The 22,863-nt window shown below is 46.1% G+C and carries 14 protein-coding genes; 9 read left to right on the forward strand and 5 right to left on the reverse strand.

Features of this window, described 5'->3' with window-relative positions:
- Positions 1-46: 46 nt before the first annotated feature.
- The 3 genes from HMPREF1254_RS03320 (at position 47) to HMPREF1254_RS03330 (ending at position 3,858) form a co-directional block, all read left to right on the forward strand.
- Complete coding sequence (locus tag HMPREF1254_RS03320; protein WP_023057265.1) at positions 47-1,330, forward strand: MFS transporter; 1,284 nt, start codon at positions 47-49, stop codon at positions 1,328-1,330.
- Between the two features lie 104 nt (positions 1,331-1,434).
- Positions 1,435-2,595 carry a galactokinase gene (gene galK, locus HMPREF1254_RS03325; RefSeq protein WP_023057254.1) on the forward strand — a complete coding sequence of 387 codons (1,161 nt, stop codon included), beginning with the start codon at positions 1,435-1,437 and terminating at the stop codon, positions 2,593-2,595.
- A 96-nt stretch (positions 2,596-2,691) separates the two neighbouring features.
- Positions 2,692-3,858 (forward strand): aldose epimerase family protein, encoded by a 1,167-nt coding sequence (locus HMPREF1254_RS03330; protein ID WP_023057242.1) that lies wholly within the window; start codon positions 2,692-2,694, stop codon positions 3,856-3,858.
- A 1,009-nt stretch (positions 3,859-4,867) separates the two neighbouring features.
- On the opposite strand, the gene HMPREF1254_RS03335 is transcribed toward HMPREF1254_RS03330, so the two are convergent.
- The 3 genes from HMPREF1254_RS03335 to HMPREF1254_RS12235 all read right to left on the reverse strand — a co-directional run bounded on the left by HMPREF1254_RS03335 (position 4,868) and on the right by HMPREF1254_RS12235 (position 8,163).
- Positions 4,868-7,006 (reverse strand): M6 family metalloprotease domain-containing protein, encoded by a 2,139-nt coding sequence (locus HMPREF1254_RS03335; RefSeq protein WP_036879023.1) that lies wholly within the window; start codon positions 7,004-7,006, stop codon positions 4,868-4,870.
- Between the two features lie 267 nt (positions 7,007-7,273).
- Positions 7,274-7,891: an OmpH family outer membrane protein gene (locus HMPREF1254_RS03340; protein ID WP_004349517.1), complete on the reverse strand. Its 618-nt coding sequence runs from the start codon at positions 7,889-7,891 to the stop codon at positions 7,274-7,276.
- A gap of 77 nt (positions 7,892-7,968) precedes the next feature.
- Positions 7,969-8,163, reverse strand: coding sequence for a hypothetical protein (locus HMPREF1254_RS12235; RefSeq protein WP_036879020.1), 195 nt, complete (start codon positions 8,161-8,163; stop codon positions 7,969-7,971).
- Between the two features lie 93 nt (positions 8,164-8,256).
- Between HMPREF1254_RS12235 and HMPREF1254_RS03350 the strand changes: the two genes are divergently transcribed.
- On the forward strand, positions 8,257-9,717 hold the full coding sequence (locus tag HMPREF1254_RS03350) for an aminoacyl-histidine dipeptidase (RefSeq protein ID WP_023057268.1): 1,461 nt from the start codon (positions 8,257-8,259) through the stop codon (positions 9,715-9,717).
- A gap of 127 nt (positions 9,718-9,844) precedes the next feature.
- Here HMPREF1254_RS03350 and HMPREF1254_RS03355 read toward each other — a convergent pair whose 3' ends face one another.
- Entirely contained in the window at positions 9,845-12,559 is a 2,715-nt protein-coding gene (locus HMPREF1254_RS03355; protein ID WP_023057245.1) for a 3'-5' exonuclease, read from the reverse strand.
- Positions 12,560-12,693: 134 nt separating this feature from the next.
- On the opposite strand from HMPREF1254_RS03355, the gene HMPREF1254_RS03360 reads away from it, so the two are divergent.
- Positions 12,694-13,590 (forward strand): DMT family transporter, encoded by an 897-nt coding sequence (locus tag HMPREF1254_RS03360; RefSeq protein ID WP_036890931.1) that lies wholly within the window; start codon positions 12,694-12,696, stop codon positions 13,588-13,590.
- Positions 13,591-13,629: 39 nt separating this feature from the next.
- Positions 13,630-13,989, forward strand: coding sequence for a hypothetical protein (locus tag HMPREF1254_RS03365; RefSeq protein ID WP_023057262.1), 360 nt, complete (start codon positions 13,630-13,632; stop codon positions 13,987-13,989).
- Between the two features lie 213 nt (positions 13,990-14,202).
- Here HMPREF1254_RS03365 and HMPREF1254_RS03370 read toward each other — a convergent pair whose 3' ends face one another.
- A complete protein-coding gene (locus HMPREF1254_RS03370) occupies positions 14,203-15,312 on the reverse strand; it encodes a hypothetical protein (protein ID WP_023057225.1) in 1,110 nt (369 codons plus the stop codon).
- A 135-nt stretch (positions 15,313-15,447) separates the two neighbouring features.
- On the opposite strand from HMPREF1254_RS03370, the gene HMPREF1254_RS03375 reads away from it, so the two are divergent.
- The 3 genes from HMPREF1254_RS03375 (at position 15,448) to rho (ending at position 22,862) form a co-directional block, all read left to right on the forward strand.
- On the forward strand, positions 15,448-16,635 hold the full coding sequence (locus HMPREF1254_RS03375) for an ATP-binding protein (protein WP_023057257.1): 1,188 nt from the start codon (positions 15,448-15,450) through the stop codon (positions 16,633-16,635).
- Positions 16,636-16,758: 123 nt separating this feature from the next.
- A complete protein-coding gene (gene nifJ / locus HMPREF1254_RS03380; RefSeq protein WP_023057255.1) occupies positions 16,759-20,439 on the forward strand; it encodes a pyruvate:ferredoxin (flavodoxin) oxidoreductase in 3,681 nt (1,226 codons plus the stop codon).
- 425 nt (positions 20,440-20,864) lie between these two features.
- On the forward strand, positions 20,865-22,862 hold the full coding sequence (gene rho / locus HMPREF1254_RS03385; protein ID WP_023057252.1) for a transcription termination factor Rho: 1,998 nt from the start codon (positions 20,865-20,867) through the stop codon (positions 22,860-22,862).
- The last annotated feature ends 1 nt before the right edge of the window (position 22,863 follow it).

Genomic DNA, 22,863 nt, shown 5'->3' on the forward strand with positions numbered 1-22,863 from the left:
GGAAGAAATATCTAAAATAACTAATAAAAAAATCTTTCAACTAAAAATGGAACAACAGACAAACAAAAATGGCGTCATTGTTGCGATTATCTCAATGATGTTCCTCTTTGCTATGATTTCATTCGTAACCAATCTTGCAGCACCATTCGGAAACATTTGGGGTAAAACCTACTCTTGGGCTGGTATGGTTGGTAACTTAATGAACTTCTTGGCTTATCTTTTCATGGGAATCCCAGCAGGCAAGATGCTTGTGAAATACGGTTACAAGAAAACCGCTCTGATAGCTATCGCAGTAGGTTTCATCGGCTTGTTCGTACAGTATTTATCAAGTACGTTTGGCGGAAGCAGCGAGATGTTCAGCGTTCAGGGACAACCTGTCATGCTCAATTTCATCGTCTACTTGCTTGGTGCGTTCATTTGTGGATTCTGTGTATGTATGTTAAACACGGTGGTGAACCCTATGTTGAACCTTCTTGGCGGAGGTGGTAACCGTGGAAACCAACTCATCCAAACTGGAGGAACATTAAACTCACTCGCAGCAACACTCACCCCGTTCTTTGTTGGTGTGCTGATTGGTCAGGTTACCGACAAGACCAGCATGACTGACATCACCCCCTTGCTTTGGGTAGCCATGGGCGTGTTTGCTGTTACCTTCCTGATTATTTCATTCGTAGCCATTCCAGAACCACAGTCAACCGCCCCAGGCGTTAAGTCAGAATACAGTCCATGGAACTTCCGCCACTTCATCCTCGGCGTGATTGCCATCTTCTTCTATGTGGGAATTGAAGTTGGTATTCCAGCTGAATTGAATTTCTACATCACCAAACTTGACTTCCCAGGTGCGGCAGCCGTAGCTGGTGGTATCGTAGCCATCTATTGGTTGTTGATGCTCGTTGGCCGTTTCGTCAGCAGTTTCATCAGTGGCAAGATATCTTCACGCACACAGATGATTTTCACCACATCGCTGGCCATCATCCTGTTATTGATTGCCATCGTGCTCCCCGAGAGTTCTGCTGTGTCATTCCGTGGTTCAGAAGTACCCATCAAGTGCTTCTTCATCATTTCATGTGGTATCTGCACATCAATCATGTGGGGCTGTATCTTCAACCTGGCAACAGAAGGACTGGGTAAATACACGGCCGCAGCGTCAGGTATCTTTATGATGATGGTTGTTGGTGGTGGTGTGATGCCATTCATCCAAGACCAAATTGCAACAAGCCTGAACAATTACATTGCCAGCTACTGGCTTGTTATTGCCATGCTCGCATACCTACTCTACTACGCTCTCGTAGGGTGCAAGAATGTGAACAAAGACATTCCTGTAGAATAATAAGCAACATAAAATGCTGAATGCTTATCCCAGATAAGTACATTCAGCATTTTTTATGATAAAACAATTTTTAGATTATAAACCTCTAAACCCTATTAATTATGATGGACATAGATCATGTAAGAAGTCGTTTCATCAAGCACTTTGATGGTAAAACAGGAAATATTTATTTTTCACCAGGTCGTATTAATTTGATTGGTGAACATACAGATTATAACGGTGGATTCGTATTTCCTGGCGCAGTAGACAAGGGTATCATGGCTGAAGTTCGCCCTAATGGCACTAATACGGTCATGTGTTACTCCATAGATTTGAAAGACCGTGTAGAGTTTAAGGTAGACGATCCCGAAGGTCCCCGCACCAGTTGGGCACGCTACATCTACGGCATGGTGCAAGAAATGAAGAAGCTCGGCGTTGACGTAAAAGGCTTCAACACCGCTTTCTCTGGCGATGTGCCACTTGGTGCCGGTATGTCTTCCTCGGCAGCGTTGGAAAGCTGTTTCGCATTTGCCTTGAATGACTTGTTCGGTGAGAACAAAGTGTCCAAATGGGACATGGCTTTGGCAGGACAAGCTACAGAGCATAAGTATGTAGGCGTTAACTGTGGCATCATGGATCAGTTTGCCAGTGTCTTTGGACAAGAGGGTAAGCTCATGCGCCTCGACTGCCGTAGTCGTGAGTTCGAATACTTCCCATTCAACCCACAGGGCTACAAACTCATGCTCGTCAACTCATGCGTGAAACACGAATTAGTGGGTTCGCCGTACAACGACCGTCGCAAATCCTGCGAGAATGTCGTTAAGCACATTGCAGCCAAATACCCCAACGAGAAATTTGAAACCCTGCGCGACTGCACATGGGAGCAATTAGAAACAGTGAAAGCCGAAGTTGGTGAGGAAGATTACAACCGCGCCCGCTTTGTACTGGGTGAGAAAGACCGTGTGCTGGCCGTTTGCGACGCATTGGAAGCTGGCGACTATGAGACAGTGGGTAAGAAGATGTACGAGACACACGAAGGTCTAAGTAAGGACTATGAGGTGTCTTGCGAAGAGCTGGATTTCCTCAATGACGTTGCGAAAGAGAACGGCGTTACAGGCAGTCGTATCATGGGTGGCGGCTTCGGTGGCTGCACCATCAACCTGGTGAAGGATGAAATTCATGACAAGTTCGTGGCCGATGTCACAGAAAAATATCTTGCTAAATTTGGCAAGAAACCAGAAATCTATGACGTAGTGATCAGCCAGGGCTCTCACAGAGTATGCTAATTGATAACAAATGAAGATATCTGTTATCAACATTGTGATAACAGGTATCTTTTTTGTTTTTATTCACTCATAACAAATATTACCAAAACATTCAAGATGAAACTAACAAAAGGATTATTCGTGGGCGCAGCATTTGCCATGGCACTGTTTACGGCTTGCTCGTCCAGTAACAACAGTAAATTAACCGTTTCCGGTCTTAACCCCGCCAAGTTCGACACAACACTCAACGGAAAGCCTGTTAAGTTGTTCGTTTTGAAGAACAACAATGACATGGAAGTTTGCGTCACAAACTTTGGTGCACGCGTCGTGTCAATCTGCGTACCCAACAAAGCCGGTGTAGCTACCGATGTCGTGTTAGGATATGACAACATTGCACAGTATGCCGACTCTGTCAATAATGCCAGCGATTTCGGCGCAGCCATTGGTCGTTACGCCAACCGTATCAATCAGGGTCAAATCACGGTTGCAGGAAAGAAGATTCAATTGCCACGCAACAATTTCGGACACTGCCTGCATGGTGGCCCCTCAGGTTGGCAATATTCCGTATACGAAGGTAATCAGCTGAACGATTCAACGCTACAGCTTGTCTTGCATTCTCCCGACGGTGACAACAACTTCCCCGGCAATGTAACAGCAACAGTTACCTACACGGTAACAAGCGACAACACGCTGGACATGAAGTTTGAGGCCACCACCGACGCAGAAACCGTCATCAACATGACGAACCACTCGTACTTCAACCTCTCGGGCGACCCTTCAAAGGCTGGCACCAACATGGTTCTTTATATAAATGCCGACAACTATACACCATGCGACAGTACCTTCATGACAACTGGAGAAATCAAACCTGTTTACGGTACACCCATGGACTTCACCAAGCGTCACGCACTGTATGAAACCATCGGAGACACAACCTTCACACAACTCAAATATGGTAGAGGGTACGATCACAACTATGTGCTGAACACCTATAAGGACGGTAAGGGCGACGACACCAAGGTGGCTGCCAGCCTATACTCTCCCGAATCGGGCATCTACATGGAAGTGTACACCAACGAACCGGGCATCCAGGTTTATTCTGGCAACTTCCTTTCTGGCAGTGTCATCGGCAAAAAGGGCATCGCCTACCCACAGCGTGCCTCGGTTTGTCTGGAAACACAGAAATTCCCAGACTCTCCAAATAAGAAGAACTGGCCTTCACCTTACTTGAAGCCTGGTGAAAAATATTTCAGTCACGTTGCCTATAAGTTTAGTGTAAGATAAACATTGCTGCGGACCCATCGTTCCGCATCAACGCTATCAAGTAGGAGATAAACACCCATCATGGATGTTTATCTCCTACTTTTATCTTTGCCTCCGTCAACTGCTACGTACTTTTGGTACAACATTTTGAGGATCGGTTTGGTCATAATCATCTGTATCAGAATGGGATTTCTCAAAAGAAGCCAACAAGTATGAATTGTTGCAATTACATGCACAAAGGATGCAAAGGAAGTTTAAATGGCAGAATAAAAATATAATTTATGTTATAAAAACGCCCTGTACAGACCAGAAAACTTGCACGGATGAAACATTTTACTACCTTTGCATTGTGTTTTTCATGGTATTAGATTATTAAGGTTAATGAAGATTGGTTGTCGTGAGACAATCAATTTTTTTTTGATAGGCCACGTTGTCAGATTACACAGACAAAAGCACGCCTTCGGGAGTCCATTCAGCGAAAACAAAACACTTTTTTTTATAAGGGAAGACGACTAATAATTGTCCGTTTATTTCAAAATTGTCAAGTTTCAAAATAGAAAAAATGCGAGGGTTCAGAGGACGTTTTTATGCACCTCAAAATATTGAAAAACCGTTTTTCACAGCAACGGCATACGGTTTGTGTCCCTATTATCATCATCTTGCCGTGTTAGAAGTAGCATATTGACTCGCAATTAGTATGATATTGTTGCATAATAGCATGCATATTGGCCGTCAATAAGCATGCTATTGGCACAAGAATGGATTCACCTATGAAATGAAAAAGCGCTTCATCACAATAACTCATTGTACCATAAGGAAATACGGAAACAGCCTATAATTTGCGTATTTGCGCTCTACCTTCCTGTTGGTTGCAAATACGCGAGTTTTGAAGCCGCAAGTAAAAATATTTCATCGACGAGCCAAATGGATTGCAGGCATGACGTAATTCATCACATCCCTACAATGCGGAACGTGAAGAATCACGCACCTACGGTTCAAAATCCTATCAGAAGACTTTATGTTTGTAATCTCAATATTTCAGAATTTTCTTACCATTCGATATGTATATCCCCTTTGGCAGGGCATCGAGTTTGGTTCCCACGAACTGCCCATTGAGATTATAAATTTTGAAAGGCTGGCGAGTGTTGGGCTTGGCCTCAAGCAGTTTGATACCAGTTTCCTGCTTGTTCGTAGGTCCTATCACCTTTACGTCATCCAAGAAAAAGCGGTTGTAAGGTATAAATTGGAGAGTTGACGCTCCTGTTCCAATGAAAGGAACCTTGACGGTAGTCCACTTCCCTCTGTCCAATGTAAAGACGCCTAACAGCGAATCGTTGATATACACATCCAACGTGTTTTTATCTTTTCCAAAAGGTGCAGCTACGAAGATGAGCGTGTCTTTACCATGCGCATAGAATTCGGGTGACAACACGGTACCATTCTTTGACGATGTGCCAAACTTCGCGCATCGGTCGCCACCGTAAGCGGCGCCAGACAGCACATACCAGCCATCCATATCCGTCATGAAACCATTCTTGCTCCGAGCCACCTGCCCATCAAACCTGCCGTCATTTCCACCCGTACCCTTGCACTGGTCAAATGTTTCATGGAATAGGATGCCATCAGACGGCGTCTGATTTGGTTTTGTTGAGGCAGTAACCACCTTGAAGTGAAAAGATATGGTTCCATCCTCATTTCTTGTAATCTCATTCACGTCCTTATTCATGAAATAGGTTCCCCACCGATTCGCATTGTACAAACTGGCCGCAGGCTTTGAGTTCGCTGTCAGACTGTCATTAGCCTTATACGGATAAGCATCGCCAGCAATCTCCGAAGCACTATAAATTCCCAATTTGTCGAGGTAAGCATCAGAATTGTCGGCATGAAAGATGGTACATCTCTGATGATTTTTCTGGCTGTTAACGGTATTATCTGCCCATGTCTTGGCATCAAAATCAACGTGCAGAATCAGCAATCCTTCTCCGCCAAGCCCTGCATCCCAACCTGTTTTGCGCCTGTTTTCCAACAGATAGTATTCGTTTCTATTGTTTTCGTTGTAAATGGCATACGCCTCACCCTGCTCACTGAGCGGTTTCATGTTCGTGACAGTGAGATCGCTGGTCAGTTCTATCGGATCTAACCAACCTAAATAAGTGCGTTCATAACTGGTATAACCAGCTGGAACGAATCCACCAACGTTGTAACTTCCTTGATCCATCAAATCCCATGAAAACATGCCATAAGCCTCGCCATTGAGGGTGTCATACATGTCAGGCAACCCCAACACATGCGACAACTCATGACAGATGGTTCCGATACCATCAATTTTTGTTCGTGAAGACAGTTCTGGACCACAGGCATAAGAATCGATGGTTGCCTGATCCAAGTTAAAATCAAAGTGGGATTCAGACAGCTCCGCCTGGTGAGGCCAAACGCGCTTGGAATCTTGTCCATCTGCTGAATTTTCACCTTGACCAGCATATAACACGTACAGCGCATCCACTTTCCCATCATGATCCCAATCGTAATCTCGAAAATCCACCTCCGCATCTGCACCCATGCAAGCCTCTTGTATCATTTCTTGTGGTCGGATATCGTAACCTTCACGATCGTTGGCACCATAGTAAGCATAACCTTTCTTCATGCGTATGGGACCTACAACATCAAAGGACAAGTCAAATTTCCCTCTGCTCTGGTCGAGGAAATAATCTCTTACACTTCCTTTAAATCCCAACTCGTGTACAAAACCCAGCTTGTTGGTAATCTGTTGATAAAGCTCTTTCGTATGCGTTTCGTTGAATTTAGCATCATCAAAATCCACCAAAATCATCAAACCTTTTTTCTTTCCTTCGTAGCCAGCATGCTTTTCGCCCAAGGAACCACGGGTCTTTTCATATCTATGAGCGGCAGCTCTGCGTCTTTTTGCAGCAGCTTTTCTTGCTAAAGTTGTGAAATCGGCAGGTCGATAAGCCTGAAGTTGTTCATCGAAAACGTATTTCTGACCATCTTCAGCCTCCATGTAATGCAGGTGTTCATCGCCTTTGAACATCGCTCTAACCTCCACTCCACTCGCAAGACGAATGACTTTCCACCCGCTCTTTTTGACTGGTATGGCGACAAGCCACTGCGTCATCCATATAAATAATAAAACGGAGAATAATCTTTTCATGCCATATTTTCTATCTGATGACAAAAATAATGAAAAGTTTTTTAAAATCATCGCAGGCATCCCATATTTGACATCTTGCCCACGAACAAATATCTTGATAGACAACAAAACCGATAAGGATAATTAAATAAAGTTGAAAGACGGCAAATACGGAATGCTTACGCTTCAATTTATCGCAACAAAAAAAAGAGAGGTACCTTGTATGTTGATACGCTCTCTCTCATCATGTACGATGACAATATAGGAAACTGTGCAAAAGAAACTTACTTATTTCTTTGCGTCAGCTTTTTTCTTTGTGTCGATTGGCTTATAAGCCTTGTTCAAACCAGCAACTACATCCTTGGTGATATCATAGCTCTTGTCGGCATACAGCAGATTATCTCCTGCCTTGGAAAGGATAAGACTATACTTTTTATCCTTGTTATAGCTGGCCAAGAAGTGCTGAATGGAGTCGCGGAGAGCCTTATTATACTTATCGGTTTCTGTTTGAAACTCATTGCTCAGACGCTGATTGAGCGCCTGAAGATCGGCACTTTGCTTCTGCAATCCAGCTTGAATGGATTCGGCCTGGTCACGAGTGTATGCGTTTTGTTGAAGCTTCTGCTGGAAGTTAGCAGCTGCTTGCTCCAATTGTTTCTGCTTTCCAGCCAACGTATTCTGGATGTTTTGTCCCTTCTTCTGCAAAATCAAACTATAATCCTTGCAGAACTTGTACTGGGTCATGATGCTGTCTACCTCAACATAGGCAATTTTCATGTCTGTAGGAACAGCAGCTGTTGTACCTTCTGACTTCTTATCAACCTGAGGTTTTGAATTGTCACATGCCGTGAAAGCCAGTGTTGCGAGTGCTGCAACCGCCACCGAACGGATAATCTTTTTCTTCATTTTATATTCTGATATTTAATTGTTTACATATTATTATGTTTCATGACCTTGACAGTATGCTGCCCATGACATCCATTTCAATACGCTTTGTTCTGCTTTCTTGCCTCTTTGTCTTGATCTACCACACAATGAATGCCACGCTTTTTCATAGCGTCACTGTCATGTATGTGCATGGAATCGAACTTTCCATTCTTTTGAAAAATCAATTTCACTGCCATCAATGCAATACATATTGCAATTATTAACATGCTAAGAAGTAAGGTTTTCAGCATTTCTTATTATATTTGCAGTGTCACTTTGTCATTTCAATTTGGCAAAGGTAGTGCAAATAGAGCAATATACAAAATAAAATAAGAAAAAATAGTATGGAAAAGAAAGACTTACAACCAGCTTGCGTCTTCAAGCAGTTCGCCAAAATTAACGAGATACCACGCCCTTCCAAGCGTGAGGAAAAGATGATAGAATACCTCAGAGAATTTGGCAAGAGCCACCATTTGGAAACGTCAGTAGATGAAACAGGCAACGTGATTATCCGCAAACCAGCCACCAAAGGCTACGAGGATCGTGCTACGGTGATACTCCAGAGCCACATGGACATGGTGTGTGACAAGCTTGTGGACGTTGAGTTCGATTTCGATAAGGATGCCATCCAGACCTACATTGATGGTGAATGGCTCACCGCCAAGGGCACAACGCTCGGAGCAGATGATGGTATCGGCGTGGCTATGGAATTGGCTGTGCTCGAAAGTAACGACATCGAACACGGCCCGATAGAATGTGTTTTCACCGTTGATGAAGAAACACAACTAACGGGAGCGTTGGGGATGAAAGCGGGATTCATGACGGGCGAATACCTCATCAACTTAGATTCTGAAGACGAAGGCAAGATATTTGTAAGCTGTGCGGGTGGACGCAGCACCATCGCCACATTCGATTACACGGCGGAAGAGGCGCCGAAAAACCACTTCTTCATGCAAATCTCACTGAAAGGTTTGGTGGGAGGCCACTCTGGGGATGACATCAACAAGAAGCGCGCCAATGCCATCAAGGTTTTAACGAGATTTCTTTTCAACGAACAAGAGAAGTTTGATTTGCGCTTGGCAAGTTTTAATAGTGGCAAATTGCACAACGCCATCCCGCGTGACGGAAAGGTGGTGTTCGCCGTTCCCAATGATGCGAAAGAGCAAGTGCGCGCCGATTGGAACGTCTTCCATCATGAAGTGATGCAAGAATTCCATGTTACAGATACCGACATGGTGTTCAACATGGAAAGTACCGAGCCTCAACAGGTGCTGCCAAAGGACGTAAGCAGCAAACTGATACTGGCTCTGCAAGCCGTTGACAATGGTATATTTGCGATGTGCCAAGATGAGTTGTTGGCCAATATGGTTGAAACATCAAGCAACGTGGCAGCGGTGAAGACCATGGATGGCAAGATTGAAATTTTGTCGTCGCAACGCAGCAACGTGATGAGCAATTTGGAAAATATGTGTAACACCGTGAAGGCCGCTTATCAATTGGCAGGCGCAAAGGTGGAACAAACTGATGGCTATCCAGCTTGGAACATGAACCCAGACAGCAAATTAGTCAAGCTGACGGTCGAGACTTACAAGAAATTGTTCAACAAAGAGCCAGAAGTATTGGGTATTCATGCAGGACTTGAGTGCGGATTGTTCTCTGAACGTTATCCCCATATCGACATGGTTAGCTTCGGACCCACGCTTCGTTTCGTTCATACACCCGATGAACGTTTGCACATCCCTACTGTACAAATGGTTTGGGATCACCTTCTTGAGATATTGAAGAACATCCCTGTGCGCAAATAATGCGAGTAAATAGCGAAAATGGATTCATGGTTTCTACCGACACCGTGAATCCATTTTTCATGCTCTTTTCACAAGTCTTTACCAAGAAGTTAAAGACATTAAACTGAGCTTACAACCCTCTCTACCCTCATTCTTCGAAGAATTGAAGTATTGGCCTCATGAAGGGAGTGATGTCGCGCGGGTGAGAACGATTGTAATAGTCAATCCTTGTGGTCGACCAAGCCACATAAAGACGTTTCTTGGCCCGCGTCATGGCTACATAAAATTTACGCTTGTCTTCGGCCAACAGCCGTTCGTTGTTTTGATTGTAGAAGTTGGGATAGCGTCCGTCAACGGCATCAAAGATGATGACATTGTCAAACTCCAGTCCTTTCGCTTTGTGAACGGTTGTCACGAAGATACGCTCTTGCAGCGTTTGACTGTTGCACAAGTCGGCCTCTTTCAGCGTGTTTATTTCCGTGACGTAGGCCCACAGCTGCTCCACCAACGATGGTGCCGCTGCCTGGTCAATGATATCATCCGTGAGAAACTGCGTGACATAATGCAACTTATCTTGCGGTTCCAGCAGTTTCTCGCTACAAAGAAACGCATAGAAGCGTTGCATTTCCCGCACCAATACAGGTTCATCGCCAGGTTTTTCTCGCTGATACAACTGCTGTTTAGCCGCATTGTATATGTCTGAATAGTTTTTTCGCAACACCTCTGCCCGCTTCTTGAACCGCGGATGGCGTATCCATTCCAACTGAGAAGGCACCATGAGCTTGGCTTTTCCATAGCAATGGCGCACCACATTGCATGTTGCGTCAACGTCGGCATCGGCCAAATGGGCGTTTTCTCCTTCCAAATGCAACACTGAGAGCAAGTGCTTGAGTTTGTACTCACGCAGGTTTGGCTCCAACAACCGAACGAGTTTGAGCGAATCCAGATAGCGTGGACACTGCTTTTTCAACGATATGGTGGGCAAATAGCGTTGCAGATTGAAATCCAGAATGTGATAATCGTAGTCGGCATTGTGTCCCAAAAGCATGCTGTCGCCCACGTATTCCATGAACATCTGTAACCCTTCTGTGTGACTATGCAGCACATGTCGCTGCATTTCAGCAATCAATGGATTTTCTATCTCTCCCAGTTGTTGCGGGATGTCACGGTCGGTTTCCATAAAAACGACAAACGACGAGCCGGGAACCACTTTCCCCTGCCGCATCCTGACAGCTGCAATCTGCACGATGTCGTCCTCAAAAACATTCAGTCCGGTGGTCTCCGTGTCGAACACCACAATATCCTGCTGTTCGTAACACTTTACAAATTCCTGCACATAACTGCTCTCTGGGTACGTCAGAAGGTCGGTTGGCAGCATCGCCCTGTCCAACAATCCCCGCACAAAGCCACGCGCCGCCGCATTGCTCTCAAAGACATGCAGCCCCATGAACAATCGTGACCACCCGATGAAGTTGTGTTCGTTGGCCAAAACATTCAGGTGTGCCAGCAGCAACTTCACGCCCTGTGAGGCAAACAAATCATCTCCCGACACCTTAAAATGCGATAATGACAAGTCATTCAACGCCCTACTCATCATTTCTGCATCGGCATTGGCGCTCACGATGACCGCCGTTGTTTCCCCCGCATCAGCGGCTTGCAACCGATTCACCACATCCGCGACGTCACGATATTCCGAGTCAATGGTCACACTATCCATCACCTGCAACTCATCTCCCTTGCGTTGGGGAAGATAGTTGGTCGTTGGCAGCACGCTCTTGTCTATTCCCAGCTGCTGTTCGGCATACACATTGAACACGTCAAGCAGATATTGAGGGGAACGATGGTTGACAAACAACCGGTGAAGATGCCCCTCACAACGTTCCCTCAGGGCGTCCAGCGTGCTCATCTTTGCACCCATGAACGAAAAAATGGCCTGCTGCTCGTCACCCAAATACATCACGGTGTGGAAGTCGCTACTTGTAAATCCGTCGACAAGTGCCAGCTGCAACGGGTTGAGGTCTTGCACCTCGTCAACCTGTATCCAGTCATAACGCTTCAGCTCATGCTTGTCGTCGGCCCGCAGCGCATCGTAGGTAAGCATCAACAAGTCCTCAAAATCCAGCAGTTTATTCTCTTTTTTGTATGCCATGTAATGCCGCGCCTGCTCCATCTTTTTCAGCAAGGCACCAATGTCACGCTGACTTCCCAAGTCGTATGCCTCGGTTTGGATGAGATCCTCATACACATCCGAACGCCTGAACACATCCAACATCGTGGCAGGTGTCATCTCCATTCGCTGCACTTGGCACAGGGTGCGCAACGCCGTCACGTCCCTTGCCGTCACACATTCAGGGTGTAGGCGCAGTTTTTTGGGATGTTCATGCACCAGTTGATGGATGAATCCCGCAAAATGAAACACCTCTATATATTCACTTTTCGCTCGATAATTCGCCTGCACCGCGTATTCGTCCTCATCCCGATAGCGAGCCAGGATGCTGAAAGCATCGTCATCGTCAATGACCGAACTCTCGGCAGGCACCAAACTGTTGTCGAACAAGAATTTGGAACAAAACCGATGCACGTTTCCTACATACACCTCGTCCACACCTTCATCCGCAATATGGGCCTCAATACGTTCTTTCATGCCACGGGCAGCGCGGTTGGTAAACGTTAAACACAGCATCTTATCGAACGGCATCCCTTGTTCGTGCGCCCTACGAATGCGCTCGGTAAGAATTTGTGTCTTGCCACATCCCGGCGGAGCCAGCACCAAGTGGTACCCTCCCTCGGCCTGTATCACCGCCTGTTGAAACCGGTCGGGCGTAAAAGTTGTCTGAATCTTATTCGTGTTCATGGCCTGCATCGTTATCGTTTAATCCTACAAATATATCATTTTTATTTGAGCTACCTTACATTCTCCAAAAAAATACTATATTTGCATTTGATTTGTAGACGATGAATGACCATCTACTCGCAACGCAAACCCAATTAAACATGATGAACAATAAGAACAAAATACAGGCACACAGTGCCGTGATACTGGCCAACGTAATCTTTGGTTTAGGTGTACCCGTTACCAAACTCTTGCTCGACGAATGGGTGTCGCCCATGGGATACATGTTCACCCGATGCCTGGGTGCTGCGGTGATATTCTGGTTGATTAGTCTGTTCATGCCCAAAGAGCCTGTTGAACGCAAAGACTTACTCATCATTATGTTGGGCGGTTTGCTTGGATTCGTGGTTTCGCAAACGCTCACCGCCTGGGCTTTGGTATACACCACGCCCGTTTACTTTTCACTGATTGCCACACTGACACCCGTTGCCACCATGCTGATGGCAGCCGTTTTTCTGAAAGAAACGCTCAATGGAAAGAAGACGATGGGCGTACTCATCGGTATTGCCGGCGCGCTCTTGATGGTCTTCATGGGCTGGCAGGGCGGCTCGGGAACCAACGACGTGCTGGGCATCCTTCTCACTATTCTGAGTCTGCTCACCTGGGTAATCTATTTATTGATTACCCGAAACGTTTCTCAGAAGTACTCGGCAGTGACACAGATGAAATGGATTTTCCTCATTTCCACCCTCGCCGTGCTGCCATTTGCCGCACCCGAATGGGGTCAGCAGAAACTTTTCTCTGCCGCATGGGCCTGGACAGGCGTAGCCGAAATGGCCTTCATCGTACTGTTCGCCACCGTGATGGGCTACTTCGCCATACCGTTCGCCATGCGCTACCTACCCGCTACCACTGTGAGCATTTACACCAATCTGCAACCCGTGGTCGCTTCGTTGGTAGCCATCTACATCGGACAGGACGTGCTGACCTGGGACAAACCGGTGGCCGGCATTCTCGTTTTGCTGAGCGCCTACATCATAACCAGAAAAAACGTGGAATGACAAACCACGAAACACGCAAAAATTGTTCACATCACCTCCATGCTCATCGTTCACAACCGGCTGATACCCTTCAAAAATTATGACGCCATCAACATTCTGGGAATGTTGTTTTGCCGCAAGGGAACGACCATCACGGCCGACCTTATCCAGCATGAGCGCATCCATACCCGACAGATGATTGAGCTGGGATTTGTATTCTTCTATCTCTTCTACGTCATCGAGTGGCTCGTTCGCCTACCGATGAGCGGGCGCGCCTACCTGAACATTTCGTTCGAGCGCGAGGCGTACAAGCACATGGACGACCCCAACTATTTGCTCAACCGACGGCCATACGCTTGGACTCGCTATCTGAAAAAGCCGAGTAAACCTCGCACGAAATCTCCCAGCAAATCGAATTAAAAACGGGGCTCACAGCCCCCATGAATGGCATCCCACAAAGGCCGCCAACCAAAGGCGTTGACTTTGGGCACCAATGTCTATGAGTTTAGACCCCAAAGTCATAGACATTAACCTTCAAAGTCAATGCTTTTAGTTTCACAAGGGAAAAAAGAAGAGAAACGAGGACATGCTTTACTTCAAAAGAAGTAAATAATAAGCTGTGTATCAAACCATTTATAAGACATACGGTATCAGCAAGTCATCACCTGCCAACGACACTTTCAAGCGATACTTATCGGTATACTCCAGATGCATGAGTTGTTTGGGAGCGGTAGACTGCGGTTCCGTCAACGCCAAGGCCACATGCCCCATGGTACGGCGGAGATTGAGTTCGACACAAGGATGGATGCACAACTCCTCGCGATTCTCCATCCTCACCACCATCATGTCGATGCCAAACGGCCCCACATATTTGCCTTTGAAGAGCGAACCCACCAGCGAGATAACATGCTCTTGAATGAAATCGAGCAATTCGAGGGGCACATACCGCGCCATCATGTCGCGCTTCACCGCCTCCGAAGCGATGACGTTACCCGTATAAGCACCATGAACTGTCGAGAACAGTGACAGACCAAGGTACGCCACACGGCCGTTGTCCATAGCCATGAATTCCATTCCAAAATCACAGACCTTATTATATTGCGGTTCTATCATGATGCCACCCTGCTTTTTGATGAGGTTTCGGCACCACCCTTCAACATGGCCGCTGAAATCATGGTCTACATATCTCAACCCCCTACCGCTACTGCTCCAGGGTGCCTTCAATACAAATCGTTCGCCATCGGCCATGAGCCGGTCGGCCAACTGAGCGGCATCGCCCGAGAAAAAAGTGCTGGTTCCTACAAAACGCTCGTGTGACGCCGCAAGAACAGGTAGCAAATGGGTTGCAGCGAACGTGCGACTGCTCAGTTTGCGCATAACATCCAATTGCTTGGCCGTGGGCACTGTTTGTCTAAACGTCGCGTTGGACGACACTAAATAGTGACACAAAGCCCTGTTCCACCCCCAAGGTTCAACCTTCACCGTTGAGAAATCGATGGGAACACGGCACAAATCGGCATGCGAAATAAACAACACATCATGCACCAAACCGCCAAGACGGCGTGCCGATTCGAGTGCAGCCGACACGTCATCCACCAGCACCATATCACCGTCATCAGCCCACAGAGCCGGCAGATAGCCTAAGTCGGCACGCAATTCGCGTGCAGCATGCGGGGCCGTGAAAGCATCCATATTGGATGCCAATGCTACATCGTGATCTGGATTGAAGATATGTAATTTCATTGTCAGAAAGCCTCATTCTTTTAACTGGGTACAAAAATAATAAAAAAAGATGATATTTTGCAATATAGAGTTTGCAATTATAGAAATTAATAGTATCTTTGCAGTGACGATTATGCAATTTAAAAGGATTTAGAAATGGAATCTTTCTTCCGCACCCACAAAAGCCTTGTAGAGCACACCAAAGCGCCAGTTCGTCGCACCCTCATGGATGAGATTGACTGGAACGACCGCTTGATTGGCATCAAGGGGACAAGAGGTGTGGGAAAGACCACTTTCTTATTACAATATGCACAAGAAAATTTTGAGAGTACTGATCGCCGCTGCCTGTACATCAACATGAACAACTTCTATTTCCAAGGCTGCGGAATAGATGATTTTGCGAAGCAATTTGTTCAGCAGGGCGGTAAGGTGCTGCTCATTGATCAGGTGTTTAAGCAGCCAAACTGGAGTGAGGAGCTAAGGCGATGCCACGACCGTTTTCCGGAGTTGAAGGTGATTTTCACCGGCTCGAGCGTGATGAGGCTCAAGGAAGAGAATCCCGAACTGAACGGCATCGTGAAGAGTTACAACCTGCGAGGGTTCTCGTTTCGCGAGTTTCTCAACCTCAAAACCAACAACCAGTTTACGCCTTACACGCTTGACGAGATACTCACGAATCACGAACACATCATCAAACAAATCCTGCCAAAGGCCAGTCCGGCGAAATACTTCATGGACTACATCCACCATGGCTTCTATCCGTTCTTTCTGGAGAATCGCAATTTCTCGGAGAATCTGCTGAAGACCATGAACATGATGACGGAGGTAGACATTCTGCTCATCAAGCAAATCGAACTGAAATACCTCACAAAAATCAAGAAGCTGTTCTACCTGTTGGCCACTGAAGGGCAGTGTGCGCCCAACATCAGCAATCTGGCGCACGAGATACAGACAAGTCGCGCTACGGTGATGAATTACATCAAATACTTGGCCGATGCCCGATTGATTAATATCATCTATCCTATGGGCCAAGATTTCCCGAAGAAGCCCAGCAAAGTGATGATGCACAACACCAATCTGCAATATGTCATCTATCCGAATAAGGCAGATACACAAGACTTGATGGAAACTTTCTTCGTGAACTGCATGTGGAAAGACCACGCAGTGAACCAAGCTGGCAAAGACCGTTTCTACCTGGTTGACGGCAAACAGAAGTTTAGAATTTGCGATGCAAAGAGCGAACATAAAATACATTACAGCAGTGATACCGTCTACGCCCGATACAACACAGAGGTGGGACAAGACAACCGCATCCCCCTATGGCTGTTTGGTTTTCTATATTGACAGGCGACAGAGGGGCGAATCAAGACAAGCGAACAAATAAATACAGCAACAAAAGAACAAGAATGATAGTAAAGAATTAAAAGATTCATACGAAACATTTATTCATATTTTATTTATAACAAAATGGCAAAAGAAAAAAAGTTTATCACTTGTGATGGTAACGAAGCCGCAGCTCATATCAGTTACATGTTTTCTGAGGTAGCTGCCATCTACCCCATCACACCGTCTTCTCCTATGGCCGAACATGTTGACACATGGGCTGCCAAGGGACGAAAGAACCTATTTGGTCAAACGGTTACGGTACAAGAAATGCAGTCGGAAGGAGGCGCAGCCGGTGCTGTGCATGGCTCTCTTCAATCAGGCGCATTAACCACAACCTATACAGCATCGCAGGGTTTGCTGCTCATGATACCAAACATGTACAAGATAGCTGGCGAACAGCTGCCTTGCGTCATCAACGTTTCGGCGCGTACCATTGCCACACACTCATTGTGTATCTTTGGTGACCACTCTGACGTAATGGCTTGCCGTCAAACCGGTTTCGCCATGTTCTGCGCTGGATCCGTTCAAGAGGTGATGGATTTGTCGACTGTACCTCATTTGGCTACCTTAAAGACAAGCATTCCTTTCATCAATTTCTTCGATGGTTTCCGTACTTCGCATGAGTACCAAAAAATTGAAATGATTGACGAAGAGGAAATCAAGAAGTTGATTGACTATGACGACATCAAACGTTTCCGCGACCGCGCACTGACACCAGAGCGCCCAGTAACTCGTGGTACGGCTGAAAACCCAGAAACATTCTTCACACATCGCGAAGCATGCAACAAGCATTATGAGGATGTGCCAGATGTTGTGGAAGGCTATCTGAAACAAATCTCCGAGCTTACAGGTCGCGAATACCACATCTTCTCGTATTATGGAGCTAAGGATGCAGAGAACATCATCATCTTGATGGGTTCGGCTACCGAAGCCGCTCGCGAGGTGATTGACCACCAGTTGAAGGAAGGTAAGAAGGTCGGAATGATTTCGGTACACCTCTATCGTCCATTCTCTGTTAAACACCTGTTGGCCGCAGTGCCAAAGACTGTTAAGCGTATTGCTGTGCTGGATCGCACGAAAGAGCCAGGTGCCGAAGGCGAACCGCTGTACCTTGACGTAAAGAGTGCTTTCTATGACGTAGAAAACAAGCCACTGATTGTGGGTGGACGCTATGGACTGGGGTCAGCTGACATCACGCCAAGCCACATCATCTCTGTGTTTGACAACCTGGAGATGAACGAGCCGAAGAACCACTTTACGGTTGGTATCGTTGATGACGTGACCTTTACTTCACTTCCTTTGCTCGAAGACATTCCTCTGGGAGCCGAAGGAACGTTCGAAGCTAAGTTCTTTGGACTGGGTGCCGACGGTACTGTAGGTGCCAACAAGAACTCTGTGAAGATTATCGGTGATAATACCAATAAATATTGTCAGGCCTACTTCTCATACGACTCGAAGAAGTCAGGAGGTTTCACCTGCTCACATCTTCGCTTTGGCGATCAGCCCATTCACTCTACCTACAAAGTAATCACACCTAACTTTGTGGCTTGCCACGTTCAGGCATACTTGAGAATGTATGACGTGATTCGCGGTCTGCGCAAGAATGGTACCTTCCTTTTGAACACAGTATTTGAGGGAGAAGAGTTGGTAAACTTCATTCCAAACAGACTGAAGCGCTACTTTGCTCAAAACAACATTACTGTATATTACATCAATGCGACGAAGATTGCGCAAGAAATTGGTTTGGGCAACCGCACCAACACCATTCTCCAGAGTGCCTTCTTCCGTATCACCGAAGTGATTCCTGTTGATCTTGCCGTAGAACAGATGAAGAAGTTCATCGTGAAGTCTTATGGTAACAAGGGACAGGACATCGTTGACAAGAACTATGCCGCTGTAGAACGCGGTGTGGAGTATCAGCAATTGACGGTTAACCCGGCATGGGCAGACCTTGCAGATGACGAAGAAGCACCAGAAGAGGATGTTCCGGCATACATCAAGGAAATCGTACGTCCTATCAATGCACAGAATGGCGACTTGCTGAAAGTATCCGATTTCGTGAAATACGATATGATTGACGGTACCATGCTGAATGGTTCGTCTGCCTATGAGAAGCGTGGCGTTGAAGCATTCAACCCCGAGTGGACACCCGAAAACTGTATCCAGTGTAACAAATGTGCTTACGTTTGTCCTCACGCAGCTATCCGTCCATTTGTATTGGATGAGGAAGAGGTAAAAGGCTTCAATGACAAGACCCTGGCTATGAAGGTTCCAAGACCAATGGCTGGCATGAACTTCCGCATTCAGGTAAGTGTGCTCGACTGTGTAGGTTGTGGTAACTGTGCCGATGTCTGCCCTGGCAACAAACAAGGTAAGGCGTTGAACATGGTGCCATTTACACGCGACGAGAAGATGATTGAGAACTGGAGCTACCTCACCAAGAATGTGAAGAGCAAACAACATCTTGTTGATATCCAGAGCAATGTGAAGAATTCTCAATTTGCACAACCTTTGTTTGAGTTCTCGGGTGCATGTGCAGGATGTGGTGAAACACCTTATGTAAAATTGGTTTCACAATTGTTTGGCGATCGTGAAATGCTTGCCAACGCAACAGGTTGTTCATCCATTTACTCTGCATCACTGCCCTCAACACCGTACACGACCAATGCAGACGGTAAGGGTCCGGCCTTTGCCAACTCATTGTTTGAAGACTTCTGCGAATTTGGTATGGGTATGGTAATGGGCAACAAGAAGATGCGTGACCGTATCGCTGTCCTGCTCAACCAATTGGCAGAAAAAGAAGATACTTCAAGCGAGTTGAAAGAAGCTGTACAGAAGTGGATGGAAGTGAAAGATGACGCTCAAGGTTCTAAGGAAGCTACAGCCCAAATCAAGCCTCTCATCAAAGCAGGTGCAGAGAAAGGTTGTGACACTTGCAAAGAACTGATGACACTGGAGCACTACCTCATCAAGCGTTCACAGTGGATAATTGGTGGTGACGGTGCATCGTATGACATCGGTTTCGGTGGACTCGACCACGTCATCGCATCGGGCGAAGATGTTAACATCTTAGTTCTCGATACTGAAGTTTACTCGAACACAGGTGGACAGAGCTCAAAGGCAACACCACTTGGGGCCATTGCTCAATTCGCAGCCCAAGGAAAGCGCATCCGCAAGAAGGACTTAGGCTTGATGGCTACGACCTATGGGTATGTGTATGTTGCACAAATAGCAATGGGTGCCGACCAGGCTCAAACGCTGAAAGCCATTCGTGAAGCTGAAGCTTATCCTGGACCATCTGTCATCATCGCCTACTCACCATGTATCAACCACGGTTTGAAAGCCAAGGGTGGCATGGGCAAGAGCCAGGCAGAGGAAGCTCGTGCCGTTGCTTGCGGCTACTGGCACTTGTGGAGATACAATCCTCAGCTGGCCGATGAAGGCAAGAATCCATTCGTACTCGACTCTAAAGAGCCAGACTGGAGCAAGTTCCGCGATTTCTTATTGGGTGAAGTTCGCTACCTGTCTGTGAAGAAAGCATATCCTCACGAAGCCGATGAACTATTCCAAGCTGCAGAGGATATGGCGAAACTGCGCTATAACAGCTATGTTCGCAAATCGCAAGAGGACTGGAGTACTTCAAATAAAGAAGTAGACGAAACAGCCAATGAGGATCCTAATACAGCCGAAGCTACAGAAAAAGTGGTAGCAAGTGAGCCGAAGGAGAATTCAAAGGCCGAGCATGTTGATGCTAAATCTTAAGCAAGAAACATAGCTCATCATATTTAGAAAAGAGGGAGTATCAACAACATGATACCCCTCTTTTTTTCTTATTTTACGATGGCTTGAAGGTGATTGAATTATTTCCTGGCTTTCTAAGAATATGAATATAGGAGTGTATTCTATCTTGTGCAGCAAAATTTGGGACGTAATTCATCGCATACAGCGCTTAAACATATCTAACGAACGAGACTTCTGTATAGATTTAAGCCTCATTTGGCATGAGAACCAGTTAATAGAAGTCTAACGCCCGCGCTATCTGTTAACAAAATTTAAAGGCGGTAAAAAGAATTGGCAGGTGACCGTATGCTGCATTCTTTTTTTGTATCTTTGCAAGCAAATAAAAACATACAAAGTCGTTTCTCTTCTGAAACGTAGAAATTTCTATCAACACTTATTATACAACAATGTATAGCAAAGACGAATTATCATCTAAAGATATCCAGGAACTGTCGGATATCGCTCAAAAACTGGGTGCCGAAATTGACGAAAACAATACGCCAGAAGAAATCATATATTCAATACTCGATAAACAAGCGATGTCAGAAACAGATGAAAACGCCACGGGTACCAAGCGGCGTCGTATTCGCATACCGGTACGTGAAACTGACAGAGTGTACTCGGTGAATGGGAAAGAGGGTGAGAACTTCGACCTGAAAAAGAAAAAACCAGCAAGCGAGCCTGCTTCCTTATTCAAAGAGGAAGACAAGAACGAAGAAGATACTTCGTCTAAAGAGGAGAAGGAACTAACACCAGAAGAAGAACTTGCAGCCATCCCTAAGCATAGAGGGAGAAAGACAAAACGCGAGCTTGAACTTCTTGCAATGATTGATGCCAAGAATGAAAAGAACCAAGAAGATACAGAAAAACAAGAAAAAGAGGAAGAAGATAATGACGATACCGAAGCATCACGCTCAAATGAAGCACATGATGAGGTGAATGAAAAAGATTCTGAGAACGCGGAAGAAGAAACTTCAGAGGCAGACGCAGAAGGCACATATCATAAAGACTCTGGTATGAGTAACTTACTGGAACGCTTACAAGCGAAAGTGAATGCGCACAACGAGAACGAGCAAGAACGTCGCGAGGCTATCGCAGATGGTATTTGGGAAGGAGATCCTGCCGATGGTACTGATTTCATTGTTGTGCAAGACTTACCAATCTTGGATCAAGGAGCCGTTCCCAGTTATGACATGTTTGACAATCCGACCACACCCATCATGCCATCGGCTTCATACCAAACGCCTGTAAACACGAACGCTTCCAACCAGCCTGCATACGACTTCTCTGACATTATTGAAGCAAATGGAGTCCTGGAAATTATGCCTGATGGCTATGGATTCCTGCGCTCAAGCGACTATAATTATCTGTCTTCGCCTGACGACGTGTACGTTGCTAGCTCACAAATCAAGAAATATGGCCTGAAAACAGGTGATGTGGTACAGTGTCATGTTCGCCCTCCACATGACGGAGAGAAGTACTTCCCACTAACCAACATCGACAAGATCAACGGAAGAAACCCTAATGAGATTCGTGACAGAATACAATTTGAACATCTCACTCCGCTCTTCCCAGAAGAGAAATTCACACTCTGTGGCGACAAAGCAACGACCAATCTGTCTACAAGGGTGGTCGACCTCTTCTCTCCTATCGGCAAAGGACAGCGCGCACTCATTGTGGCACAACCCAAAACCGGTAAGACCATTCTGATGAAAGATATTGCCAATGCCATCGCTGCCAACCACCCCGAGGCTTATTTAATGATGCTTTTAATCGACGAACGACCAGAGGAAGTGACCGACATGGCGCGAACTGTGAATGCAGAGGTCATCGCATCCACGTTTGATGAACCGGCAGAGCGACATGTTAAGATTGCCGGAATCGTGCTTGAGAAAGCCAAACGGATGGTTGAATGTGGGCATGATGTGGTGATATTCCTTGACTCCATTACACGTTTGGCCCGCGCTTACAATACCGTGAGCCCTGCCTCAGGTAAAGTCTTAACAGGTGGTGTGGATGCCAACGCATTACAAAAGCCGAAACGATTCTTTGGTGCAGCCCGCAATATAGAAGGTGGTGGATCACTGACCATCATCGCTACAGCGCTGATTGACACGGGTAGTAAGATGGATGAGGTAATCTTCGAAGAGTTCAAGGGTACCGGCAACATGGAACTTCAATTAGACCGGTCACTTTCTAACAAGCGCATCTTCCCTGCTGTCAACTTGGTTGCATCGAGTACCCGTCGTGACGACTTGCTACAAGACAAGACCACATTGGATAGGATGTGGATTCTGCGTAAGTATATTGCCGACATGAACCCAATTGAAGCAATGAACTCAATTCATGACAGAATGATAAGAACCCACAGCAATGACGAGTTCTTGATGTCAATGAACTCATGAT

The sequence above is a fragment of the Prevotella sp. BV3P1 genome, assembly GCF_000479005.1.
GTDB lineage: Bacteria > Bacteroidota > Bacteroidia > Bacteroidales > Bacteroidaceae > Prevotella.

What these genes read in the sequence shown, in the direction of transcription:
- HMPREF1254_RS03320 (WP_023057265.1), top strand. Translation starts at nt 47, where the DNA reads ATGGAACAACAGACAAACAAAAATGGCGTCATTGTTGCGATTATCTCA.
- galK (WP_023057254.1), top strand. Translation starts at nt 1,435, where the DNA reads ATGGACATAGATCATGTAAGAAGTCGTTTCATCAAGCACTTTGATGGT.
- HMPREF1254_RS03330 (WP_023057242.1), top strand. Translation starts at nt 2,692, where the DNA reads ATGAAACTAACAAAAGGATTATTCGTGGGCGCAGCATTTGCCATGGCA.
- HMPREF1254_RS03335 (WP_036879023.1), bottom strand. Translation starts at nt 7,006, where the DNA reads ATGAAAAGATTATTCTCCGTTTTATTATTTATATGGATGACGCAGTGG.
- HMPREF1254_RS03340 (WP_004349517.1), bottom strand. Translation starts at nt 7,891, where the DNA reads ATGAAGAAAAAGATTATCCGTTCGGTGGCGGTTGCAGCACTCGCAACA.
- HMPREF1254_RS12235 (WP_036879020.1), bottom strand. Translation starts at nt 8,163, where the DNA reads ATGCTGAAAACCTTACTTCTTAGCATGTTAATAATTGCAATATGTATT.
- HMPREF1254_RS03350 (WP_023057268.1), top strand. Translation starts at nt 8,257, where the DNA reads ATGGAAAAGAAAGACTTACAACCAGCTTGCGTCTTCAAGCAGTTCGCC.
- HMPREF1254_RS03355 (WP_023057245.1), bottom strand. Translation starts at nt 12,559, where the DNA reads ATGCAGGCCATGAACACGAATAAGATTCAGACAACTTTTACGCCCGAC.
- HMPREF1254_RS03360 (WP_036890931.1), top strand. Translation starts at nt 12,694, where the DNA reads ATGAACAATAAGAACAAAATACAGGCACACAGTGCCGTGATACTGGCC.
- HMPREF1254_RS03365 (WP_023057262.1), top strand. Translation starts at nt 13,630, where the DNA reads ATGCTCATCGTTCACAACCGGCTGATACCCTTCAAAAATTATGACGCC.
- HMPREF1254_RS03370 (WP_023057225.1), bottom strand. Translation starts at nt 15,312, where the DNA reads ATGAAATTACATATCTTCAATCCAGATCACGATGTAGCATTGGCATCC.
- HMPREF1254_RS03375 (WP_023057257.1), top strand. Translation starts at nt 15,448, where the DNA reads ATGGAATCTTTCTTCCGCACCCACAAAAGCCTTGTAGAGCACACCAAA.
- nifJ (WP_023057255.1), top strand. Translation starts at nt 16,759, where the DNA reads ATGGCAAAAGAAAAAAAGTTTATCACTTGTGATGGTAACGAAGCCGCA.
- rho (WP_023057252.1), top strand. Translation starts at nt 20,865, where the DNA reads ATGTATAGCAAAGACGAATTATCATCTAAAGATATCCAGGAACTGTCG.